The sequence below is a fragment of the Streptomyces coacervatus genome (genome assembly GCF_029223485.1).
GTDB classification, from domain to species: Bacteria; Actinomycetota; Actinomycetes; order Streptomycetales; family Streptomycetaceae; genus Streptomyces; species Streptomyces coacervatus.
This window is the reverse complement of record NZ_JARHTP010000025.1, coordinates 50,190-67,886: the sequence shown is the minus strand read 5'-3', so window position 1 is coordinate 67,886 and position 17,697 is coordinate 50,190. Positions and strand designations below refer to the sequence as shown.

Genomic DNA, 17,697 nt, shown 5'->3' with positions numbered 1-17,697 from the left:
TCGGTCACAAATGCGGTCACCGAGCACGGCACCCCCCTACCGCGCCCCGCCCCGGATCCATCGCGGTCCTTGAGCCCTCCCCTAGAGCCGCTCGATGATGGACCGTTGCGGGTGAGATGTACGACGGTATTGACGATTGAACCCGTATGGCAAGACCTGGAACGAGGCCTCACGTTTTTGTTGGTTTGACCGTTACACAACTTAGAAGCAGGAAAAGGCTGATCACGGTCACTGCGATGATTCCGCCGCGCACCGACCAGCGGTGAACGGCCAACATGCCCTGCGCCACCAGCATGTTGAGCACGATTGCGCCCGCGACCGCGGCGAGTGTGCGGCCGAAGGGCTCCAGCCCGCGCAGCGCGGCCCCGATGGCCGTCGCGGGCGCGGCGAGCAGAAAGAACAGGGTGAGCGGCCCGCGCAGCGGTGAGCCCGAGTCGACGAGCGCCAGAAGCGCGCCGAATCCCCCCACGGCCGTCGCGGCTCCCGCGAGCAGTGGCGACAGGTCCCTCCCCGGTCCTGGCCGCGCCCGCTCGGTGTCGTCTGCCGAAGGCCTCTTGACAGGTCTCTTGATACGGATGGTCTGCATTGGCGACTTTGCCCCCCAGCGCGCCGGATGCCGGACTTCAATGTCGCGCAGCGCAAGAGGGGGCGTCAAGGTGCCGAAGGGGCGTACGCCTGTTCTGGCAGACCTTCAGGAGTCGAACGGCAGTCGAAAGTCTTGACATGAACACTTCCCATCGACACGTGTAATTGGTACGACGGTTACGGCAGAGATCCTGCTAAAGGGAGGTTCCATGAGACGTTCCCGAATTGCCGTCTTCGTGAGCTCGATCCTCCTCGCCGCCGGCACGGCCCTCACCGGGGCCACGGCGGCGCAGGCGTCCCAACAGGCCGCAACCGGCGGCTATGTGGCCCTCGGCGACTCCTACTCCTCGGGGGTCGGGTCGGGCAGCTACATCAGCTCCAGCGGCGACTGCAAGCGCAGCACGAAGGCCTATCCCTACCTCTGGGCCGCCGCCCACTCACCCTCGACGTTCGACTTCACCGCCTGCTCGGGCGCCCGTACGGGTGATGTTCTGTCCGGACAGCTGGGCCCGCTCTCCACCGCCACCGGTCTGGTCTCCATCAGCATCGGCGGCAACGACGCAGGCTTCTCCGACGTCATGACGACCTGTGTGCTCCAGTCCGACAGCGCCTGTCTGTCACGCATCAACACCGCCAAGGCATACGTCGACTCGACGCTGCCCGGACAACTGGACGACGTCTACTCGGCGATCAGCGCCAAGGCCCCGAACGCCCAGGTCGTCGTCCTCGGCTACCCCCGCTTCTACAAGCTCGGCACCACCTGCGTCGGCCTCTCCGAGACCAAGCGGACGGCGATCAACGGCGCGGCCGACTACCTGGACACCGCCATCAACAAGGTCGCGGCCGACCACGGCTTCGAATTCGGCGACGTCCGCACCACCTTCACCGGCCACGAGCTCTGCTCCGGCAGCGCCTGGCTGCACAGCCTCAACCTGCTCAACATCGGCGAGTCGTACCACCCGACCGCGGCCGGCCAGTCGGGCGGCTATCTGCCCGTCCTGACCAGCGCGGCCTGATCACTGCGAGGGTGACGGCGAAGTACTGGGGGAGGCCCCGCCCGTCGGGGTCTCCGCCACACAGGTCACCGAGAACGGAACCGAGTTCGACGTCGTCCGCACCGGCGAGCGCACCTCGACGCTGATCGAGTTCCGGAAGGTCCCCGTGCTGTCGTAGGTCGTCACGAACGCCCTGTCCTGCTTGGTCTTTCCGCCCCCCGCCGGGAAGGACAGGGTCTTCCACCCCGGATCCATGACCTGGCCGTCCTTCGACACCCAGCGGTAGCTGACCTCCGCGGGCAGCTTCCCCACCGTGAACGTCGCCGTGAAGGCGGGCGCCTGGTTGCTCGGCGGCGGACAGCTGCCGGAGTAGTCGGTGTTCGCGCCCGCGAGGGTGACCTGCACGGACTGGGGCGCCGTCGTACGACTGCTGCTGGGACTCGGCGTGGGGCTCCCGGCCCCGCCGCCCGAGTGGGTGGCGGTGGGCGTATGCGAAGTCGTGCTCTCGGAGCGGGTGTTGTTGCCGCTCGCGTTCCCGTTGCCGTTGTCGCGGTTCAGCAGCGCGTACGTCAGTCCGGCCAGCGCAAGCGCGAGCACGACCAGGCCCGTGACCAGGACGGCAGCCGCCCGCCGGTTGCGCTGCGGCGGCTCGCTCGTGGCCGTCGTCGCGGGGCCCGGCACGGGCCGCGTCTGTTCGGCCGGGTACGGCATCGGCGGGGTCGGCGACTGGGGCTGCGGGAAAGCCGCGACCGTCGGTGCGTACGGAGACGCCTGCATGCCGTCCGTGCGGAGGGTTCCCCCCGCCGCGATGATCCGCAGGTCCTGCTCGGCCCGGTCGGCCGGCAGCCGCTCGGCCGGGTCCTTGCGCAGCAGCCCCTCGATGACGGGGGTCAGCGGACCGGCCCGGTGCGGCGGCGGCAGCTCCTCGTCGACGATCGCCCGCAGGGTGCTGAGCGGGGTGTCCTGGCGGAACGGGGAGTTGCCCTCGACCGCCGCGTACAGCAGCACGCCGAGCGACCACAGGTCGGACTCCGGGCCGGGCGTACGGCCCAGAGCCCGCTCCGGCGCGAGGAACTCGGGCGAGCCGATGACCTCGCCGGTCATGGTCAGCGCCGAACTGCCCTCGACCATGGCGATGCCGAAGTCGGTGAGCACCACCCGCCCGTCGTTCGACAGCAGCACATTGGCCGGCTTCACATCCCGGTGCAGCACACCGGCGTCGTGCGCCGCCCGCAGCGCGTTGAGCACCTCGGCCCCGATGTGCGCGGCGCGCTGCGGCTCCAACGGGCCCTCGGCGTCGAGGAGTTCGGCCAGCGAGATACCGCGGACCAGCTCCATCACGATCCACGGCCGGCCGTCCTGCGCCGCCACGTCGTACACCGTGACAACGTTGCGGTTGGCGACCCGCGCGGCCGCCCACGCCTCGCGCTCCAGCCGGGCGTACATCCGCTCCACGTCCGCGGCCGGCAGCCCGGCGGGCGCGCGCACCTCCTTGACGGCGACCTCGCGGTGCAGCACCTCGTCACGGGCGCGCCATACGGTTCCCATGCCGCCCTCGCCGAGGGGGGACAGGAGACGGTAGCGGCCCGCGATCAGACGTTCACTGCCCGATTCTTCGGACACGGGCGTCCCCCATTCGCATCCGCGTGTCTTCTCCACTCCGTGCGCCTTCATCACCAACGTAGCTCAGCCGAGTGCGGATGCCGCCCCCTTGAGCACCAGTCCGACCCCGAGGGCCACGACCAGGAACGCCGAGCCCAGGGGTGCGGTCCTGCGGATCAGGACCGCCATCGGGTGGGTGGTCCAGCGGGGGCGCCGGTCCAGCACACGGTTCATCCCGGTACCCAGCTTGACGACGGCGAACCCCGCCGCGGTGAGGGTGAGGGCGAGCCCGACGCCGTACGCGACGACGAGCAGCAGCCCGAACCAGGCCTGTCCCAGCGCCGCCGCGCCGACGAGCACGACGACGGCGGACGGGCTGGGCACGAGACCGCCGGCGAAGCCGAGCAGGATCGTGCCGCGGAGGGTCGGGGCGATGGAGTGGGTGTGGGTGAAGCCGCCGTGGGTGTGCTCGACGGTGTCCGAGTGGGGGTGGGGGTGGGTGTGGTCGGCGTGGTGGGTGTGGCTGTGGTTGTGATCGTGGCTGTGGGGGTGGTCGTGATCGTGGTCGTGGGTGTGGCCGGGGGAGTGCGTGTGGGTGTCGGCTTCGGCTGTCGCCGCGGCGGTTTCGGTGTGGGCGGCGACCAGCACCAATGCGCGTTCCGCGGGCTCCTCGGCCTCGTGCGTGTGGGTGTGCCCGCCGGGGCCGTGCGGGTGCGGATGGTCGTGGTCGTGCGTATGTCCGTGCCCGTGGTCATGGGTGTGTCCGTGCCCGGGGCCGCGGTTGCGCCAGGCCCGGCGTACGAGGGTGGCGCCCGCGCAGATCACCATGACGCCGCTGGCGATGCCCAGCCAGGTGATCACCGAGGGGGCCGCCGCCGAGCCGGCCGTGACCAGGAGGCCGAGGGCGACCACGCCCAGGGTGTGCGTGACCGTCACCGAGGCGGCCAGGGGCATGACGTCCTTGAGGCGGGCGCGGCCCCCGCGGGCGGCTGCCGTCGCGGCCATCAGGGTCTTGCCGTGGCCCGGGGCGAGCGCGTGCATCGCGCCCAGGACGATCGCGATGAGCAGCGAGAGCGCGGCGAAGCCGACGGTGAGGTGGTGGCGGGCGACCAGGTTGTTCAGGGCCTGTGTCCAGCGGTCGGCGCCGCGCGGCAGAACGGAGGCGGCGGGGGCGTTCCGCTCCTCCTCGACCAGGGCCGGTCCGCCGGGGCGCACCCGCAGGGACGCGGACGAGGTGTCGGCGGGCGAGGAGAGCAACTCCTTGGGATAGCTGGTGAGTTCTTGGGACACCGACGTCTTCGGTACGTCCGTCGCGGTGAGCGTCATCCGGTCGCCGCGGGCGGTGATCTCCCGCCAGCCGGGCCCGGAGGTGGCGCCCGCGCTGTGGAAGCCGAGGGCCACGGTGTCGCCTTTGGGGAGAGGTGCGGTCAGCCGGCACTCCACCCGGAGGGTGTTCAGGCCCGCCTGCCCGGGCCTCAGCTGCGCCCGGCTGCTGCCGACGGTCAGCGTGGCGGCCCGCCCGTCGACGGTGACCTTGCTGCCGTCCGCGGCCTTTGCGCACCGCTCCCGCGCCCACTCGGTCATGCCGAGCCGCTTGATGTCCGGCTTGGCCTGGGTGGCCGGGATCTCGGCGAGGTCCTCGACGTGGTCGACGCGGAGCTTGCCGGGGGCTGCCACGAGGCCGTCGTAGCGGTTGACGGTGAAGTTGCCCAGGGGGTGCGCGCTCGCACTGGCGGAAGGAGCCAGTGCGAGCGCGCAGGCCGCCGTGAGGACGGCCCCGGTGGAGGCGAGCAATCGACGGGGGTTCACTTGGCCGCCTCCAGGTCCTTGAGCGCCTTGCGGGCCTCGCCGGCGCCCAGGGGTGAGAAGCCCGGGTTGAGCTTCAGCGCCGCCTTGAGGGAGGCGCGGGCGTCCTTCATGTGGCCGGTGGCGCGTTCGATCATGCCGCGGTGGTAGAGGAACGAGGCGTTGCGGTAGCCGGTGGCCGTCGCCTGCCGGGCGTACGGGAGGGCTTCCTCGTCCTTGCCGCCCACGTGCAGGGCCCAGGCCAGGGCGTCCGCGGTGTGCACGGTGTGGCGGCGGGCCCACTCGGCGCGGGCGGCGCGCAGGGCCGCGGCCTTGTCGCCGTGGTCGGCCGCCGCGAGGGCGGTGTCGAGGTCGGCGTTGACCCCGTTGGCGCGGGCGAGCGCGATCCAGGCGTCGACCAGGGCGTACTGGTCGCGGGCCTTCGCCTTGTCGCCGTCGGCGCCGCGGTCCTCGTACATCTCGCCGAGTTCCACGAGGGGTTGGGGCAGCGGATAGCGGGCGACGAGCTGCTCCATGGACCTGAGCCCGGCCGCCTTGTCGCCGCTCGCGTACTCGGCGCGGGCGCGGCCCTCCAGCGCCGGCAGATAGTTGTCGTCGGCGGCGAGGGCGCGGGCGTAGTAGGTGAGCGCGGTCTTGTAGTCGCCCTGGTTCCAGGCGAGTTGACCGAGCTGGAAGGCGACGTACGAGATGTCGCCCGGGGTGCTTGCGGTGCCGAGGGCCTGCTCCAGGACCCGCCGGGCCGTCTTCACGTCGCCGCGCAGCTCGTGCACATACGCGTACCGGGTGAAGACCGGAATGCCCGGGCGCCGGGAGTCGGCAGTGTCGGCGGCCTTCGACGCGTCGGCGTAGCGGCCGAGTTCGACCAGGGCATCGATACGGGAGGAGAGGCCGTTCGAGCTGTAGGGGTTCTCCTTCAGGACCTGGTCGGCGTACTTCAGTGCGTCCTTGAAGTCGTGCCGGGCCGCGGCGAGGGCGGCCTGACCGGTGACGGCCTGCTCGTTGCCGGGCTTCAGGTCGAGGGAGCGCTTCAGGGCCTTGTCGGCCTGCGGGTAGCGGGACGGGTCACCCTTGGTGCGGGCCTGCTCGACATAGGCCAGCCCGAGGCCTGCCCAGCTTCCGAAGTCCCTTGGCTGCGCCTTGAGATGGGCCTGCAGGGAGAGGATGCTCGCGTCGATGTTGCCGCTGCTCAGCAGCGCCGGGGACAGCGCGCTCGGCGCTGCGGACACGGTCGTGGTGTTGCCGTCCCGGATGGCGCCGTAGGCGATGGACCCACCGGTGAGGGCAACGGCCAACAGCGCGGCAAGCCCGGTCATCCGCCCGAGATGCCAACGCCGCCCGGCGGCAGCAACCCGACGGACGGCGGCGACGCGCTCGTCTGATTCCGCCTCCGGTTCGGCAGCCCCGTTCAGGGGCGCGGGGAACTGCGCGACCAGCCCAGACGAACCCGCAGACGCCCCACTACCGATCCCGGCACTCTCCCCGCTCTCCGCGGAGCGGTCCTCGCTGTCGTTCGTACGCGGGCCCATGCCCTCTCCTCAAGTGACGTGCAATATACGGAAGTTGCCGCCTGCGGCGGCGCGGCCCGCACCGTGGGGGATGAGTACGTGCAGGCCGCGCCAGTCTGTGGGTGCGGTGCCTAGTACACGCGGCTCCGCATCCGGCGCCACCACATCAGCCCCGCGCCGATCAGCGCGATCCCGGCCGCACCGCCACCCGCGGAGGCGGCGATCAGCGTGGTGTTGTCCATGCCGCCGGACGATGCGGGCTGCAGGGCGTCGCCGAGCTGGTTCTTGACGTCGGTGCCGCTGCTGACACCCTTGGCGGTGGCACCGCGCGAACCGGACGTCGGGTTGGCCAGGTACGGGAAGTACTTGCCGAAGCCCTTGTCGTTCGCGTTCACCGCGTCGCCCAAGTCGTTCTTGGAGCCGACCAGTTCGCCCTCCATGACCTGGAGTGCCTCGTCGATCACGTCGTCGGTGAGCCGGCGTCCGTTCGGGAAGCCCGCGTTGTCACCGTCGAGAACACCCAGCCGCTTCGGAGAGGCGGTCGGCTTGATGGACGTGTTCAGGCGCAGCTCCTCCGCCGCCCGCACCTTCGGCGGCTGGTTGAGCCCCTTGACGCCCTTCAGGAACACATCGACGAGGTCGTTGCGCGGCTCGGACGGCGCCTTGATCTTGTAGATCGCCTCGATGAGCTTCGGCAGCTCCGGGTTGGTCACGTTCTTCAGGAACTGCCCGTCCTCCCACGGCGAGGACGCGTTGAACTTGTCCTTGTCCTTCAGCGGGTTGACGACCTCGTTGACCAGCGGGTTGCCGAGGCGCGAGACCTGCTCGTAGTAGCCTCGGGCGTTCTTGCGCTCGACGGTCGACCAGACGCCGACGACCGGCTGGTTCTTGGACTCCGTGATCATGTCGGTCGGGAGCTGCAGGGCGATCGAGTTGACGTTGTAGCCCTTGAGGGTGTCCCGGCCGACCTCGGAGAGGTTCCCGCCGTACAGCAGGTCGAAGACGCGCAGGTCCGCGAAGAACGGGTCGTCGGCCTGGCCGGCGAAGGTCTGGCCGCCGTTGGACAGCTTGTAGATCGCTTGCTCGCGCAGCTTGTTGTAGTCGGGCATCGACGCCTTGCCGACGTCCGACGGGGCCACCGGAATGTCATCGGCGAGCTTGGTCTTCGAGACGACCCGCTGGTTCTTCAGCTTGATCAGGTCGATGTCGTACGTCTGCGTGATGTTCAGGTCGGGGTCGGTCAGGTTGTTGACCACGCCCGTGTTGTACAGGAACGACTTCTTGTTCTTCGTCTGCGTGCGGAAGGTGTAGCGGAGCAGCAGGTCACCCTGCGCGTCACCGTTGTTGTCGATGTGGATGTCGTACTGGGCGTCGTCGCCGAACTGGTAGAAGTTCGGGCCGCCGGCCGGCTCCTCGAAGGGGATGAAGTTCGCGATGAGCGTCGTCGTGTCCGGCTTGTCCGGGCTGACGAACGCGTACAGGTCCGTGTTGTCGTACTGGGGCTGCCCCGAGATCAGCGGAGCCTCCCGGTGACTGGAGGCGGAGGCCGCCCCCGGTTCCAGCGTGGCCACGCCGGCGGCCGCGAGCCCCCCGGCGGCCAGCGCGCCAGCTATCAGGGTCGCGATGCTCCTGCGTCCCGCACCGCTCCTGGAGTCAGTTGTCATGCCGTCCGTCCTCAGTCCCAACTTGCCTGACGAACGCTGATTCGGAGCGGTCGGCAGGGTGGATTGGTCGAATCCCAAACGTCTTTACGGCGAACCCGGGATCTTGTCTCAGCCGAGCAGCGAAACTTCTTCGGTGGGGCGCGACTTCATGGGTGGGGCGCTACTTCATTGATGTGGCGCGAACCCGCGTTTTGGGCCCGCCGATCCGTAACCCCATCCGGAGGTGCGTTCGTTGCGAATGCCTGGTGTGACGGGACGGGGCCCATGCGGCCGGGGAGAGGGGGACCGAGTGGAGGCGGACGAGCTTCTGGTACTCGTGGCAGGCGGCGACCAGAAGGCATTCGAGGAGCTGTACGGGCTGGTGTCCGGTCCGGTGTTCGGACTGGTCCGCCGGGTCGTACGGGACCCCGCGCAGTCGGAGGAAGTGGCGCAGGAGGTGCTGCTCGAACTCTGGCGGTCCGCCGCACGGTTCGACCCCGGACGCGGCAGCGCCCTGTCCTGGATCCTCACCCTCGCCCACCGCCGCGCCGTCGACCGGGTGCGCAGCGCCCGAGCGGCCGTCGACCGTGAACAGCGCGAGGCCCGCCGGGCCCACCACCCCGCCTTCGACCAGGTCACCGAGGAGGTCGAGGCGGGCCTCGAACGTGAGTGGGTACGCCGCTGCCTGGACCGCCTCACGGCCCTGCAGCGCCAGTCCGTCACCCTCGCCTACTACGACGGCTACACGTACCGTGAAGTGGCCGAGCGGCTCTCCCTGCCGCTGGGCACGGTCAAGACCCGTATGCGCGATGGACTCACCCAGCTGCGCAAGTGCCTGGGAGGTGTCGCATGAGTCTCCCCGCCCGACTGCTTGGCCGTGGGGATCTGCACTCCCTCGCGGCCCCCTACGCGCTCGACGCCCTGGAGCCCGCGGAACGGGTCCGCTTCGAGAAGCACCTCAAGAACTGCGACCGCTGTGCCGCCGAGGTGCGCGCCCTGTCCGAGGACGCCGTCCGGCTCGCCTGGTCCACGGCCGCGCCGCCGCCGGCCGCGATGCGCGACCGGGTGCTGGCCGCCGTACGGGCCACTCCGCAGGAGTCGGGGCCGGTGGTCCGGGAGCACGCGCCCCAGCTGCCGCCGCACGTCTGGGGCACGCAGCCGCCGCCGGCCCGCTCCCGTGCGCCTCGCGAGCGCCGCCCCTTCTTCGTGCCGTTCGCCACGGCGACCGCCGCTGCGGCCCTCGTCGTCGCCTCGCTCTTCGCCGTCCAGGCGAATCAGACCCAGGACAAGCTGGACGCCGAGCGGGCCCAGGCACGTGAGATCGCCCACGTTCTCGCAGCTCCCGACGCACGCGCGACCACGTACAAGGACACACAGGGCCGAAGTATGGGAGCGATCGCCTCGGCCTCCGAGGGGCAGGCGATCGTCACCCTCAGCGGATACGGCGCCCCGGCCGGCGGACGCGTGCACCAGCTGTGGCTCATGCGCCCCAATGCGCAACCACGCTCCCTCGGGCTCTTCCAGCGCGGCGACACGCCCTTGGTCGCGACCGACCTCAGCAAGTCGGCCACGTCACTCGCAGTGACCGTCGAGCCTGCCGGAGGCTCACGGCAGCCCACCAGCCAGCCCATTGTCCAACTCGCCCTGAAATCGGTTGGATTCGGAGAGTGACGGCCGAGGAGTCGTCAACACCCTTATGGGGAAGGTGAATCCTGTGACCTCGATACACGAGTGCCCGGTTGGGGAGATAGGGTTACCCTGCCCGGGCCGGGTGGACTCGTACGGGTGGGGAGTGACATGGAACAGATAACAATGCGCAGCAGGGCGAGGGTCCCTGCGATCACCTGCGGGAGCAGCGCGACCAGTTCGCGCCTCGACCGCCATCTCTCGGTGCTGGGCGGCCCCGCCGTCCCGCAGCGCGAGGCGGCCGAGGCGACCTCGCTGATGCGGGAGCTGACCGCGCGTGACACCCCGCGCGAGCGCAGTGCCAGGGGCAAGCGCGTCAGTCGTGTTCTGCTCTTCGCGCCGCTCCGCCGACTGCGCCGTTCGCTGTTCGGCGGGCGCTGAGCCGTACCGGCGTTCCTGCGTCCGGTGCAGCGCTGCGGCAGTCGTCCGTCATCCCCACGGCATGCAGTGGTGCACCGGCTCGCAGCCCGTACTCGGGTATGCCCTGCCATGGGGGGCGTCTTCGGTGCGTTCCACCCGCTCCGTACCGAACACAACCCCCCATTGATTCCCGGCTGTTGAGATCACCGGCCCCCGTACATGTACCTCCGCACCGCGAGCGGCAGGAACACCGCGATCAGCACGGCGCACCACAGCAGTGACCCGGCGATCGGGTGCGCCACCGGCCAGGCGGCGTCCCTGGGCACCGACGCATTGCCGAAGAGGTCCCGCAGGGCCGTCGTCACCGCACTGATCGGATTCCACTCGGCGAGCGTACGCAGCCAGCCTGCGAGCCCCTCGGTCGGGATGTAGGCGTTCGACAGCAGTGGCAGGATGAAGGTCGAGGCGCCGAGCTGCCCGGCCGCGTCCTCGCTGCGGGTCAGCAGCCCGAGGAAGATCCCGATCGACGTACAGGCGAACCGGAACAGCAGCAACAGCCCCACGGCGCCCAGGGCTCCGGGCACGGACCCCTCCACCCGCCAGCCCACGGCGAGCCCGACCAGCAGCAGCGGCACCGTCCCGATCGCCGTGACCACCAGGTCGGCCACCGCCTGCCCGAGCGGTACGGCGGCCCGGCTCACCGGCATCGTGCGGAACCGGTCCATGACACCCCGGTGCGAGTCGGCCGCGGCCTGGAACATCCCGGTCATGATCCCGCCCGCGGCCGTCGCCACCAGCAGCCCCGGCACCAGGAAGGACCGGTACTCGCGGCCGGGCATCGAGAGGGCGCTGCCGAAGACGTAACCGAAGAACAGCAGCATGTTGATCGGCATGACCTGGGTCAGGATCGCAAGCCCCGGACTGTTCCGGACCCGCCGCAGCTGTCGGCCCACCATCGCGTAGCCGTCATACGCCAACGTGCTCATACCGCAAGCTCCTTGTGGTCGGTGAGGCGGAGAAAGACTTCGTCGAGCGTCGGCGGACGCAGGCTCGCATCGAGCAACGGCACGCCTGCGGCGTCGAGTTCGCGCACCAGGCGCGGCAGCGTGAGCGTCGAGTCCCGGGTGACCGCGCCGACGGCGCTCCGTTCGTGGTCGAACGACGGCTCCCCGCCCGTGAGTTGATCGAGCACGCCCGCCGCCTTGCTCATCACACTTGTGTCGGCGACGACCACCTCGACATGGGTCCCGATGAGCGACTTGAACTGCTCCGGCGATCCCGAGTGCGCCACCCGCCCGTGGTCCACCAGGGCGATGTCGTCGGCGAGCCGGTCGGCCTCCTCCAGGTACTGCGTGGTCAGCAGCACCGTCGTACCGTCGGCCGTGAGCTCGCGCACCACCTCCCAGATCACATTGCGGCTGGCCGGGTCGAGCCCCGTCGTCGGCTCGTCCAGGAACAGCACCTCGGGCCGACGGATCAGACTCGCCGCCAGGTCCAGCCGGCGCCGCATGCCGCCCGAGTAGGTCGATGCCGCCCGGCCGGCCGCCTCGGTCAGCCCGAACCGGTCGAGGAGCTCGTCGGCCCGCCGCCCCGGCGCCCGCACCCGGTGCAGCCGCGCGAACAGCTGCAGGTTCTCGCGGCCGGTGAGATCGCCGTCGACCGACGCGTACTGCCCCGTGACGCCGATGCTGCGCCGCACCGCTGCCGCTTCCCGGACGAGGTCGTGCCCCGCTATCCGAGCCGAGCCCGCGTCCGGCCGCAGCAGCGTCGTCAGCAGCCGTACGGCCGTCGTCTTGCCCGCCCCGTTGGGCCCGAGGACACCGCAGACCGTGCCCTGGGCCACCGCGAGATCCAGCCCGCGCACCGCGTGCACATCGCCGAACCTCTTCTCCAGACCTTCACTAAGTACAGCGTACGTAGAAGTCATGCCTCGACCATAGCGCACTACGTACGGCGTACGTAACTACGATGGTGGGCGAGGTGATGATCGATGGCGGGCCGAGCTGCGGTACCCGAAGTGATCTGGGCACGTCCCGAGCGGACGGGCCGGGGGCCGAGGCCGGCCTATACGCGTGCCGACATCGCGGCGGCGGCGGTGAAGGTCGCCGACGAGGGCGGGCTGGACGCGGTGTCGATGCGGCATGTCGCGGCCGAGCTGGGCTGCGGGACCATGTCGCTGTACAACTACGTCCCCCGCAAGGAGGACCTGTACGAGCTGATGGTGGACGCGGTCAGCGGTGAGCACGAGGTGTGGGAGCCGTCGGGGGACTGGCGGGCCGACATGCGCCGGGTCGCTGAGCAGACGCGGGCGCTGATGCGTCGGCACCCGTGGCTGACGCGGCTGATGTCACCGGTGTACGGGTTCAGCCCGAACGCGCTGCGGTATCTGGAGCACTGCCTTGCCTGTCTGGATCCGCTGGAGGCGCGCTACGGCATGAAGATGCAGCTCGTCGGGATGCTGAACGGGTGTGTGACGTCGTATGTCGCGACCGAGCTGGCCATGGCCGAGCGGACTCGGTCGTTGCCGTGGTCGGCGGAGGAGGAGACCGCTGTGCGGATCGCGTATCTGGGGAGTCAGGTGGCCGGTGGGGCTTATCCGCGGATGGCTGCGGCGTTCACGGAGGACCCGGGGCCGATTGATCTTGACGGGGCTTTTGAGTTGATGGTGGAGCGGATGCTGGATGCGTTTGCGCCGTAGGGGTGATCGCCGTTGGCGGGTGCGGGTTTCGTGTGGCTGGTCGCGCAGTTCCCCGCGCCCCTAAAAGATGGGGGGTTATAGCAGTGTGAACTGGCCTTCTGGGCCCTCTTCGTGGTGGTCGAAGACCGATGCCGGGCGGTGTGCTGACTGCGGCGCCGGAAGTACCCCCGCCTTGTGCAGATCTGACACTGTGATCGGTGCCGTCAGCGTCAACTCCTGCTGTTGTGGGCGCAGTTCGGCCAGTAGGGCCAGGACCGTGATCAGTTCCAGGAGCTCTGAGGTCCATGTCTGTGGCCAGGTCGTCGGGCGGATCGCCGTCAGGGTGCCCGGGTCGGGCTGTGTCGTGCGGGTTGTGAACCACTGGTCCAGGACCCGGACGCCCGCCGTTTCGAAGTCCCAGGCCTCGGGCGGTACGGGGGAGATGCGGCCCTCGTCGAGTAGCAGGGTCTCCTCGTCGCGGTCGTAGTCGATCGTGAGGGGGCGGGAGGGGAGCGGGGCGCGGACGTACGGGCGGCGGCCGCCCGGCAGTTTGGGGCGGTCGCCGTTGCGGCGCATCAGCCAGAGGATGCGGCGGCCCAACTCCACGCCGTGCGACCAGAGTTCGGCGTCCTCGGTGAGCGGGACCGTCAGGTCCGGGCGGGCGGTCGCCAGGGTCCAGGCGAGGAAGTCCAACGGGGCCGGGGAGTGACCGAGCCGGGCGCTCAGGTGGTCAAGGAGGCCCGGTGCCAGGTTGGGTTCCGTGCCGCCGGGGCGCCGGTAGAGGGGGCGGATGCGGCCGGGGCGCAGGAGCGGGAGGCAGGACGTGGCGAGCAGGTGCGGGCCGGGTCCGTCCGTGGGTGTTTCGGCGACGAAGACCTGGTGTTCGTCCGCCACCCGCCACAGCTCGGGGCGGGCCGCGTCGATCAGGCGATGGTCGGGGATCAGCCACTGTTCGTCGAAGGGGGCGCGCAGGACCCGTACCGGCTCGGGGCAGGGGCCTGATGCGTGGATCAGTTTCTCCGTGCCGCTCGACTGGCTCGGCAGCCGGCCGACCGCCGAGCGCAGCGTGCGCGAGCGGGTCGGCTCGAACAGGGACTCCCGGTCCGGGCCCTCGGCCTTCATCAGGGCGTCCCAGCGGGCTTTCAGGGAGGCGGCGTCGGGGCCCGTCGGCCACCCCCGGCCGAGCCGCGGCGGTGCGACGGACCACGGCATGAGGTCCGCAAGGAGCGGAGCGTCGTCGTGCGTCACGCTCGGCATCGTACGACGTGCCACAGACAGTGAGGTCATGTGGCGTCCAGGGTCACCGTGAAGGAGAAGCGGTCGCCGCGGTAGTGGATGACCGCCACGTCCAGGACCCGTCCTTCCCCGTCGTACGTCACGCCCGTGTAGTGCAGGATCGGGCTGAGCAGCGGGACTTGGAGCAGACGGGCCGTCTCCGGGTCGGCGAGGCGGGCCTCCACGGTGTCCGTGATACGGCTGATGTCCGCCAGTGCTCTGTCACGCAGCACTTTGGTCATCGGCCAACGCGCCAGGTCGGACGGGTCGATGCGCGCCGCCAGTTCGGGACGGACGTAGTTGCGGGCGTGGTTGGTCGGCTCGCCCGTCTTCTCGTCGCTGCGCAGCCGGTGGTACGTCGCCACCTCGCCGATCTGAGGGAAGTACTCGGCGAGTTCGGGCGGCACGGGCGCCTTGCTGTGCTCCAGCAGCTCCGTCACCATGCCCGACTGCTGGGCCACGATGGCATCCACCGAGCCGAGCAGCCGGACCGGGGCACCCCTGCGGGCGTCGGGCTCGATGAAAGTGCCCCGGCGGCGGTGCCGTGTGATCAGCCCTTCGTCCTCCAGCTCCTTCAGCGCCTGCCGCATGGTCAGCACGCTCACCCCGTAGTGCCCCGCCAGTTGCTCCTCGGTGGGCAGCCGCAGCGGATCCTGCGGCGAGCGGCCGAGTATCGAGGCGCGCAGGGACTGCGACACCTGGTACCAGAGCGGCAGCTTGCGGTTCAGGACGATCGAGTCCGGGGCGAAGGAGGTCACGGGCCTATCCGTACCTGTCGTACGCGATCAGTGCAATGGGCGGAAATGCCGCTCCAGGCCCTGCCACACGTCGTCGTAGCGCTGCTGCAGGTGTTCCGCGCCCGCCCCATGCGGGGTGAGCGTCACCGGCCAGCGCGTCTCGAACATGAACGCCAGCCCGTCGTCCACCTTCTGCGGCTTCAGCTCGGCCGCGCTGGCCCGGTCGAAGGTCTCCCGGTCCGGTCCGTGCGCCGACATCATGTTGTGCAGCGAGCCGCCGCCCGGTACAAAGCCCCCCTTTCCGGCTGTCTTGGCGTCGTAGGCGCCCTCGATCAGGCCCATGTACTCGCTCATCACATTCCGGTGGAAGTACGGCGGCCGGAACGTGTCCTCGCCCACCAGCCAGCGCGGCGCGAAGACCACGAAGTCGACGCCCGCCAGGCCCGGGGTGTCGGACGGCGACGTCAGCACCGTGAAGATCGACGGGTCGGGGTGGTCGTAGGAGATGGAGCCGATGACGTTGAAGCGACGCAGGTCGTAGACATAGGGGACGTGGTTGCCGTGCCAGGCGACCACGTCGAGCGGCGAGTGGTCGTAGACGGCCGTCCAGAGGTTGCCGCAGAACTTGTTCACGACCTCGACCGGGCCCTCGACGTCCTCGTACGCGGCCACGGGGGCCTGGAAGTCGCGGGCGTTGGCGAGGCCGTTGGCGCCGATCGGGCCCAGGTCGGGGAGGTGGAAGGGTGCCCCGTAGTTCTCGCACACATAACCGCGGGCAAAGGAATCCAGCAGCTCCACACGGAAGCGCACCCCACGAGGAAGCAGTGCCATATGGCCCGGCTCCACATGCAGTAGCCCGAACTCCGTGCGCAGGAGCAGCCCGCCGTGCTCAGGGACGATCAGGAGCTCGCCGTCCGCGTCGCTGAAGACGCGCTCCATGGAGGAGTTGGCGTGGTACAGGTGCACCGCCATGCCGGTGCGTTGGGTGGCGTCGCCGTTGCCGCCCAGGGTCCACAGGCCGGCCAGGAAGTCCGTCCCCGCCGGGGGCTCGGGGAGCGGGTTCCAGCGCAGGCGGTTGGGGTCGGGGACCGACTCGGTGAAGGGGGCCGTACGGATCGCACCGTTGTCCGTGCGCGTGAACGCCGGGTGCGCGGCCGACGGGCGGATGCGGTAGAGCCAGGAGCGGCGGTTGTGGGCCCGCGGCTCGGTGAACGCCGTGCCGCTGAGCTGTTCCGCATACAGCCCGAGCGGTGCGCGCTGTGGCGCGTTGCGACCCTCGGGCAGGGCGCCGGGCACGGCCTCCGAGCTGTGCTCGTTGCCGAAACCGGAGAGGTAGGTCAGCCCCTCGGCCGTCTTGCGCGCGTCCCCGCTCATCATCGTCGCTCCCTTGCGGACTGATGCAGACGGATGCAGATTGATGCCGTCTGATTCCTATGCATCACCGTAGGATTGCGGTTTCTCGGGCGCAAGAGGGTCTTCTGGTGTCCTCATCAGGGAGGAACGAGAACCAGACTCCAGGGGGATCCGACTGTCGGACCGGTGTTCTAGTCTCCCGGGCATGTCGTGGACACGGGGTCTTCCTGCCGTGCTCGCGGTCTGTGTCCTGCTGCTGACCGGATCCGTGAGCTGCGGCTCCAGTGATGCGCAAGAGAGGAAGAGTGGGGAGTCGGTCTCGCCGGTGGGCAAGCTCCTGGACCACACGGACAAGGAGGGGCGGCACTACCGTGAGGTGAAGAAGAAGGGTGCGCCCGAGGTCGGCATCGAGGTGCAGCCGGGCGCCGGTGACACCTGGGACGTGCGCCTGACCGTCCACAACTTCCGCTTCTCGCCCGGCGGTACGAAATCGCGGGCGGTGGCCGGCCGGGGCCTCGCGTACGTCTTCGTCGACGGCCGGCTCGTCACCCGGCTCCGCGGCCTCACCTGCCGCCTCCCGGCCCGGTTCGTCCCGCGCGGCACGCACCACGTCACCGCCCGGCTGTACGCCGACGACGGGACCGTATGGGCCGTGACGGGCCGGCCCGTCGAGAGCACGGCCGACATCACGGCGTCGGAGGCGGCGGGCGCACCGAGTACCACTCCGCGCGCAGCCGGACCGGGTGTACGTGACACCTATGCACGTACCGGGGGGCGAGGTTCACCCGAGCGCTCCGGAACGGCATCATGAAGTCCGTGCCCCACGCCACATCGCTACGCCGTGCGCCCGTGCAGCGGCGCAGTGCCGAACGGCTCACCAGGATCCTCGACGCCTGCGCCGACCTCCTCGACGAGGTCGGCTACGACGCCCTGAGCACCCGGGCCGTGGCCCTGCGCGCCGGAGTCCCCATCGGCTCGGTCTACCGCTTCTTCGGCAACAAACGGCAGATGGCCGACGCCCTTGCCCAACGCAACCTGGAGCGCTTCACCGAACAGGTCACCCAGCGGCTGAGGTCGGCCGTCGACGGAGGCTGGCGCTCCGCGATGGATGCCGTCCTGGACGAGTACCTGGCCATGAAGCGCACCGCGCCCGGCTTCTCCCTCGTCGACTTCGGCAACCAGATCCCGGTCGGCGCCCGCAGTGCCGAACCCAACCACCGGGTCGCCGACCGCCTCACCGACCTGCTCTCCGGCTACCTCGACCGGGAACCGGACGACGATCTGCGCCGCACCTTCCTCATCGCCGTGGAAACCGCCGACACCCTGGTCCACCTGGCCTTCCGGGTGGCCCCGGAGGGCGACGAGAAGATCATCGAGGAGGCGCGGGAGCTGCTGCGGGCCTATCTCGCGCGGGTACTGGACTGAGATCCCCCGGCTGCCGCGAGGCGGACGGCTCGCGGATTTCCGACCTCT

The 17,697-nt window shown here is 70.1% G+C and carries 17 protein-coding genes; 7 read left to right on the top strand and 10 right to left on the bottom strand.

Features of this window, described 5'->3' with window-relative positions:
- Nucleotides 1-169 precede the first annotated feature (169 nt).
- On the bottom strand, nt 170-586 hold the full coding sequence (locus P2Q00_RS43420) for a hypothetical protein (protein WP_275780293.1): 417 nt from the start codon (nt 584-586) through the stop codon (nt 170-172).
- Between the two features lie 208 nt (nt 587-794).
- Here P2Q00_RS43420 and P2Q00_RS43415 point away from each other — a divergent pair, with 208 nt between their 5' ends.
- Complete coding sequence (locus P2Q00_RS43415; protein WP_275780292.1) at nt 795-1,601, top strand: SGNH/GDSL hydrolase family protein; 807 nt, start codon at nt 795-797, stop codon at nt 1,599-1,601.
- On the opposite strand, the gene P2Q00_RS43410 is transcribed toward P2Q00_RS43415, so the two are convergent.
- The 4 genes from P2Q00_RS43410 to P2Q00_RS43395 form a co-directional block, all read right to left on the bottom strand.
- Nucleotides 1,602-3,203 carry a serine/threonine-protein kinase gene (locus P2Q00_RS43410; RefSeq protein WP_275780291.1) on the bottom strand — a complete coding sequence of 534 codons (1,602 nt, stop codon included), beginning with the start codon at nt 3,201-3,203 and terminating at the stop codon, nt 1,602-1,604.
- Nucleotides 3,204-3,266: 63 nt separating this feature from the next.
- Nucleotides 3,267-4,991, bottom strand: a complete 1,725-nt coding sequence (locus P2Q00_RS43405; protein WP_275780290.1) for an urease accessory protein UreH domain-containing protein — start codon at nt 4,989-4,991, stop codon at nt 3,267-3,269.
- Nucleotides 4,988-6,514 (bottom strand): tetratricopeptide repeat protein, encoded by a 1,527-nt coding sequence (locus tag P2Q00_RS43400; protein WP_275780289.1) that lies wholly within the window; start codon nt 6,512-6,514, stop codon nt 4,988-4,990. Before P2Q00_RS43400 ends, P2Q00_RS43405 begins: the two co-directional genes overlap by 4 nt.
- A 110-nt stretch (nt 6,515-6,624) precedes the next feature.
- Nucleotides 6,625-8,157 (bottom strand): DUF4331 domain-containing protein, encoded by a 1,533-nt coding sequence (locus P2Q00_RS43395; RefSeq protein ID WP_275780288.1) that lies wholly within the window; start codon nt 8,155-8,157, stop codon nt 6,625-6,627.
- Nucleotides 8,158-8,446: 289 nt separating this feature from the next.
- On the opposite strand from P2Q00_RS43395, the gene P2Q00_RS43390 reads away from it, so the two are divergent.
- From P2Q00_RS43390 to P2Q00_RS43380, 3 genes are all read left to right on the top strand, one after another.
- A complete protein-coding gene (locus P2Q00_RS43390; protein ID WP_275780287.1) occupies nt 8,447-8,989 on the top strand; it encodes a sigma-70 family RNA polymerase sigma factor in 543 nt (180 codons plus the stop codon).
- Complete coding sequence (locus P2Q00_RS43385) at nt 8,986-9,807, top strand: anti-sigma factor (RefSeq protein WP_275780286.1); 822 nt, start codon at nt 8,986-8,988, stop codon at nt 9,805-9,807. Before P2Q00_RS43390 ends, P2Q00_RS43385 begins: the two co-directional genes overlap by 4 nt.
- 126 nt (nt 9,808-9,933) lie before the next feature.
- Nucleotides 9,934-10,203, top strand: coding sequence for a hypothetical protein (locus tag P2Q00_RS43380; RefSeq protein ID WP_275780285.1), 270 nt, complete (start codon nt 9,934-9,936; stop codon nt 10,201-10,203).
- A 182-nt stretch (nt 10,204-10,385) separates the two neighbouring features.
- On the opposite strand, the gene P2Q00_RS43375 is transcribed toward P2Q00_RS43380, so the two are convergent.
- Nucleotides 10,386-11,168, bottom strand: coding sequence for an ABC transporter permease (locus tag P2Q00_RS43375; protein ID WP_275780284.1), 783 nt, complete (start codon nt 11,166-11,168; stop codon nt 10,386-10,388).
- Entirely contained in the window at nt 11,165-12,109 is a 945-nt protein-coding gene (locus tag P2Q00_RS43370; protein ID WP_275780283.1) for an ATP-binding cassette domain-containing protein, read from the bottom strand. Before P2Q00_RS43370 ends, P2Q00_RS43375 begins: the two co-directional genes overlap by 4 nt.
- A gap of 63 nt (nt 12,110-12,172) precedes the next feature.
- On the opposite strand from P2Q00_RS43370, the gene P2Q00_RS43365 reads away from it, so the two are divergent.
- On the top strand, nt 12,173-12,880 hold the full coding sequence (locus P2Q00_RS43365) for a TetR/AcrR family transcriptional regulator (RefSeq protein ID WP_275780282.1): 708 nt from the start codon (nt 12,173-12,175) through the stop codon (nt 12,878-12,880).
- 75 nt (nt 12,881-12,955) lie between these two features.
- On the opposite strand, the gene P2Q00_RS43360 is transcribed toward P2Q00_RS43365, so the two are convergent.
- The 3 genes from P2Q00_RS43360 to hmgA are packed head-to-tail and all read right to left on the bottom strand — an operon-like array spanning nt 12,956 to nt 16,245.
- Nucleotides 12,956-14,116 carry a type ISP restriction/modification enzyme gene (locus P2Q00_RS43360; RefSeq protein ID WP_275780385.1) on the bottom strand — a complete coding sequence of 387 codons (1,161 nt, stop codon included), beginning with the start codon at nt 14,114-14,116 and terminating at the stop codon, nt 12,956-12,958.
- A gap of 26 nt (nt 14,117-14,142) precedes the next feature.
- Entirely contained in the window at nt 14,143-14,892 is a 750-nt protein-coding gene (locus tag P2Q00_RS43355; RefSeq protein WP_275780281.1) for a GntR family transcriptional regulator, read from the bottom strand.
- A 27-nt stretch (nt 14,893-14,919) separates the two neighbouring features.
- The gene (gene hmgA, locus P2Q00_RS43350; RefSeq protein WP_275780384.1) at nt 14,920-16,245 is read right to left on the bottom strand and encodes a homogentisate 1,2-dioxygenase; all 1,326 of its coding nucleotides are present in this window, start codon (nt 16,243-16,245) and stop codon (nt 14,920-14,922) included.
- 184 nt (nt 16,246-16,429) lie between these two features.
- Here hmgA and P2Q00_RS43345 point away from each other — a divergent pair, with 184 nt between their 5' ends.
- Both P2Q00_RS43345 and P2Q00_RS43340 read left to right on the top strand, forming a co-directional pair.
- Nucleotides 16,430-17,035 carry an SPRY domain-containing protein gene (locus P2Q00_RS43345; RefSeq protein WP_275780280.1) on the top strand — a complete coding sequence of 202 codons (606 nt, stop codon included), beginning with the start codon at nt 16,430-16,432 and terminating at the stop codon, nt 17,033-17,035.
- The gene (locus P2Q00_RS43340; RefSeq protein WP_275780279.1) at nt 17,032-17,649 is read left to right on the top strand and encodes a TetR/AcrR family transcriptional regulator; all 618 of its coding nucleotides are present in this window, start codon (nt 17,032-17,034) and stop codon (nt 17,647-17,649) included. The genes P2Q00_RS43345 and P2Q00_RS43340 overlap by 4 nt, the downstream gene beginning before the upstream one ends.
- Nucleotides 17,650-17,697: the final 48 nt, after the last annotated feature.

What these genes read in the sequence shown, in the direction of transcription:
- P2Q00_RS43380 (WP_275780285.1), top strand. Translation starts at nt 9,934, where the DNA reads ATGGAACAGATAACAATGCGCAGCAGGGCGAGGGTCCCTGCGATCACC.
- hmgA (WP_275780384.1), bottom strand. Translation starts at nt 16,245, where the DNA reads ATGAGCGGGGACGCGCGCAAGACGGCCGAGGGGCTGACCTACCTCTCC.
- P2Q00_RS43360 (WP_275780385.1), bottom strand. Translation starts at nt 14,116, where the DNA reads ATGCCGAGCGTGACGCACGACGACGCTCCGCTCCTTGCGGACCTCATG.
- P2Q00_RS43340 (WP_275780279.1), top strand. Translation starts at nt 17,032, where the DNA reads ATGAAGTCCGTGCCCCACGCCACATCGCTACGCCGTGCGCCCGTGCAG.
- P2Q00_RS43415 (WP_275780292.1), top strand. Translation starts at nt 795, where the DNA reads ATGAGACGTTCCCGAATTGCCGTCTTCGTGAGCTCGATCCTCCTCGCC.
- P2Q00_RS43395 (WP_275780288.1), bottom strand. Translation starts at nt 8,157, where the DNA reads ATGACAACTGACTCCAGGAGCGGTGCGGGACGCAGGAGCATCGCGACC.
- P2Q00_RS43370 (WP_275780283.1), bottom strand. Translation starts at nt 12,109, where the DNA reads ATGACTTCTACGTACGCTGTACTTAGTGAAGGTCTGGAGAAGAGGTTC.
- P2Q00_RS43365 (WP_275780282.1), top strand. Translation starts at nt 12,173, where the DNA reads ATGGCGGGCCGAGCTGCGGTACCCGAAGTGATCTGGGCACGTCCCGAG.
- P2Q00_RS43420 (WP_275780293.1), bottom strand. Translation starts at nt 586, where the DNA reads ATGCAGACCATCCGTATCAAGAGACCTGTCAAGAGGCCTTCGGCAGAC.
- P2Q00_RS43400 (WP_275780289.1), bottom strand. Translation starts at nt 6,514, where the DNA reads ATGGGCCCGCGTACGAACGACAGCGAGGACCGCTCCGCGGAGAGCGGG.
- P2Q00_RS43345 (WP_275780280.1), top strand. Translation starts at nt 16,430, where the DNA reads ATGTCGTGGACACGGGGTCTTCCTGCCGTGCTCGCGGTCTGTGTCCTG.
- P2Q00_RS43385 (WP_275780286.1), top strand. Translation starts at nt 8,986, where the DNA reads ATGAGTCTCCCCGCCCGACTGCTTGGCCGTGGGGATCTGCACTCCCTC.
- P2Q00_RS43375 (WP_275780284.1), bottom strand. Translation starts at nt 11,168, where the DNA reads ATGAGCACGTTGGCGTATGACGGCTACGCGATGGTGGGCCGACAGCTG.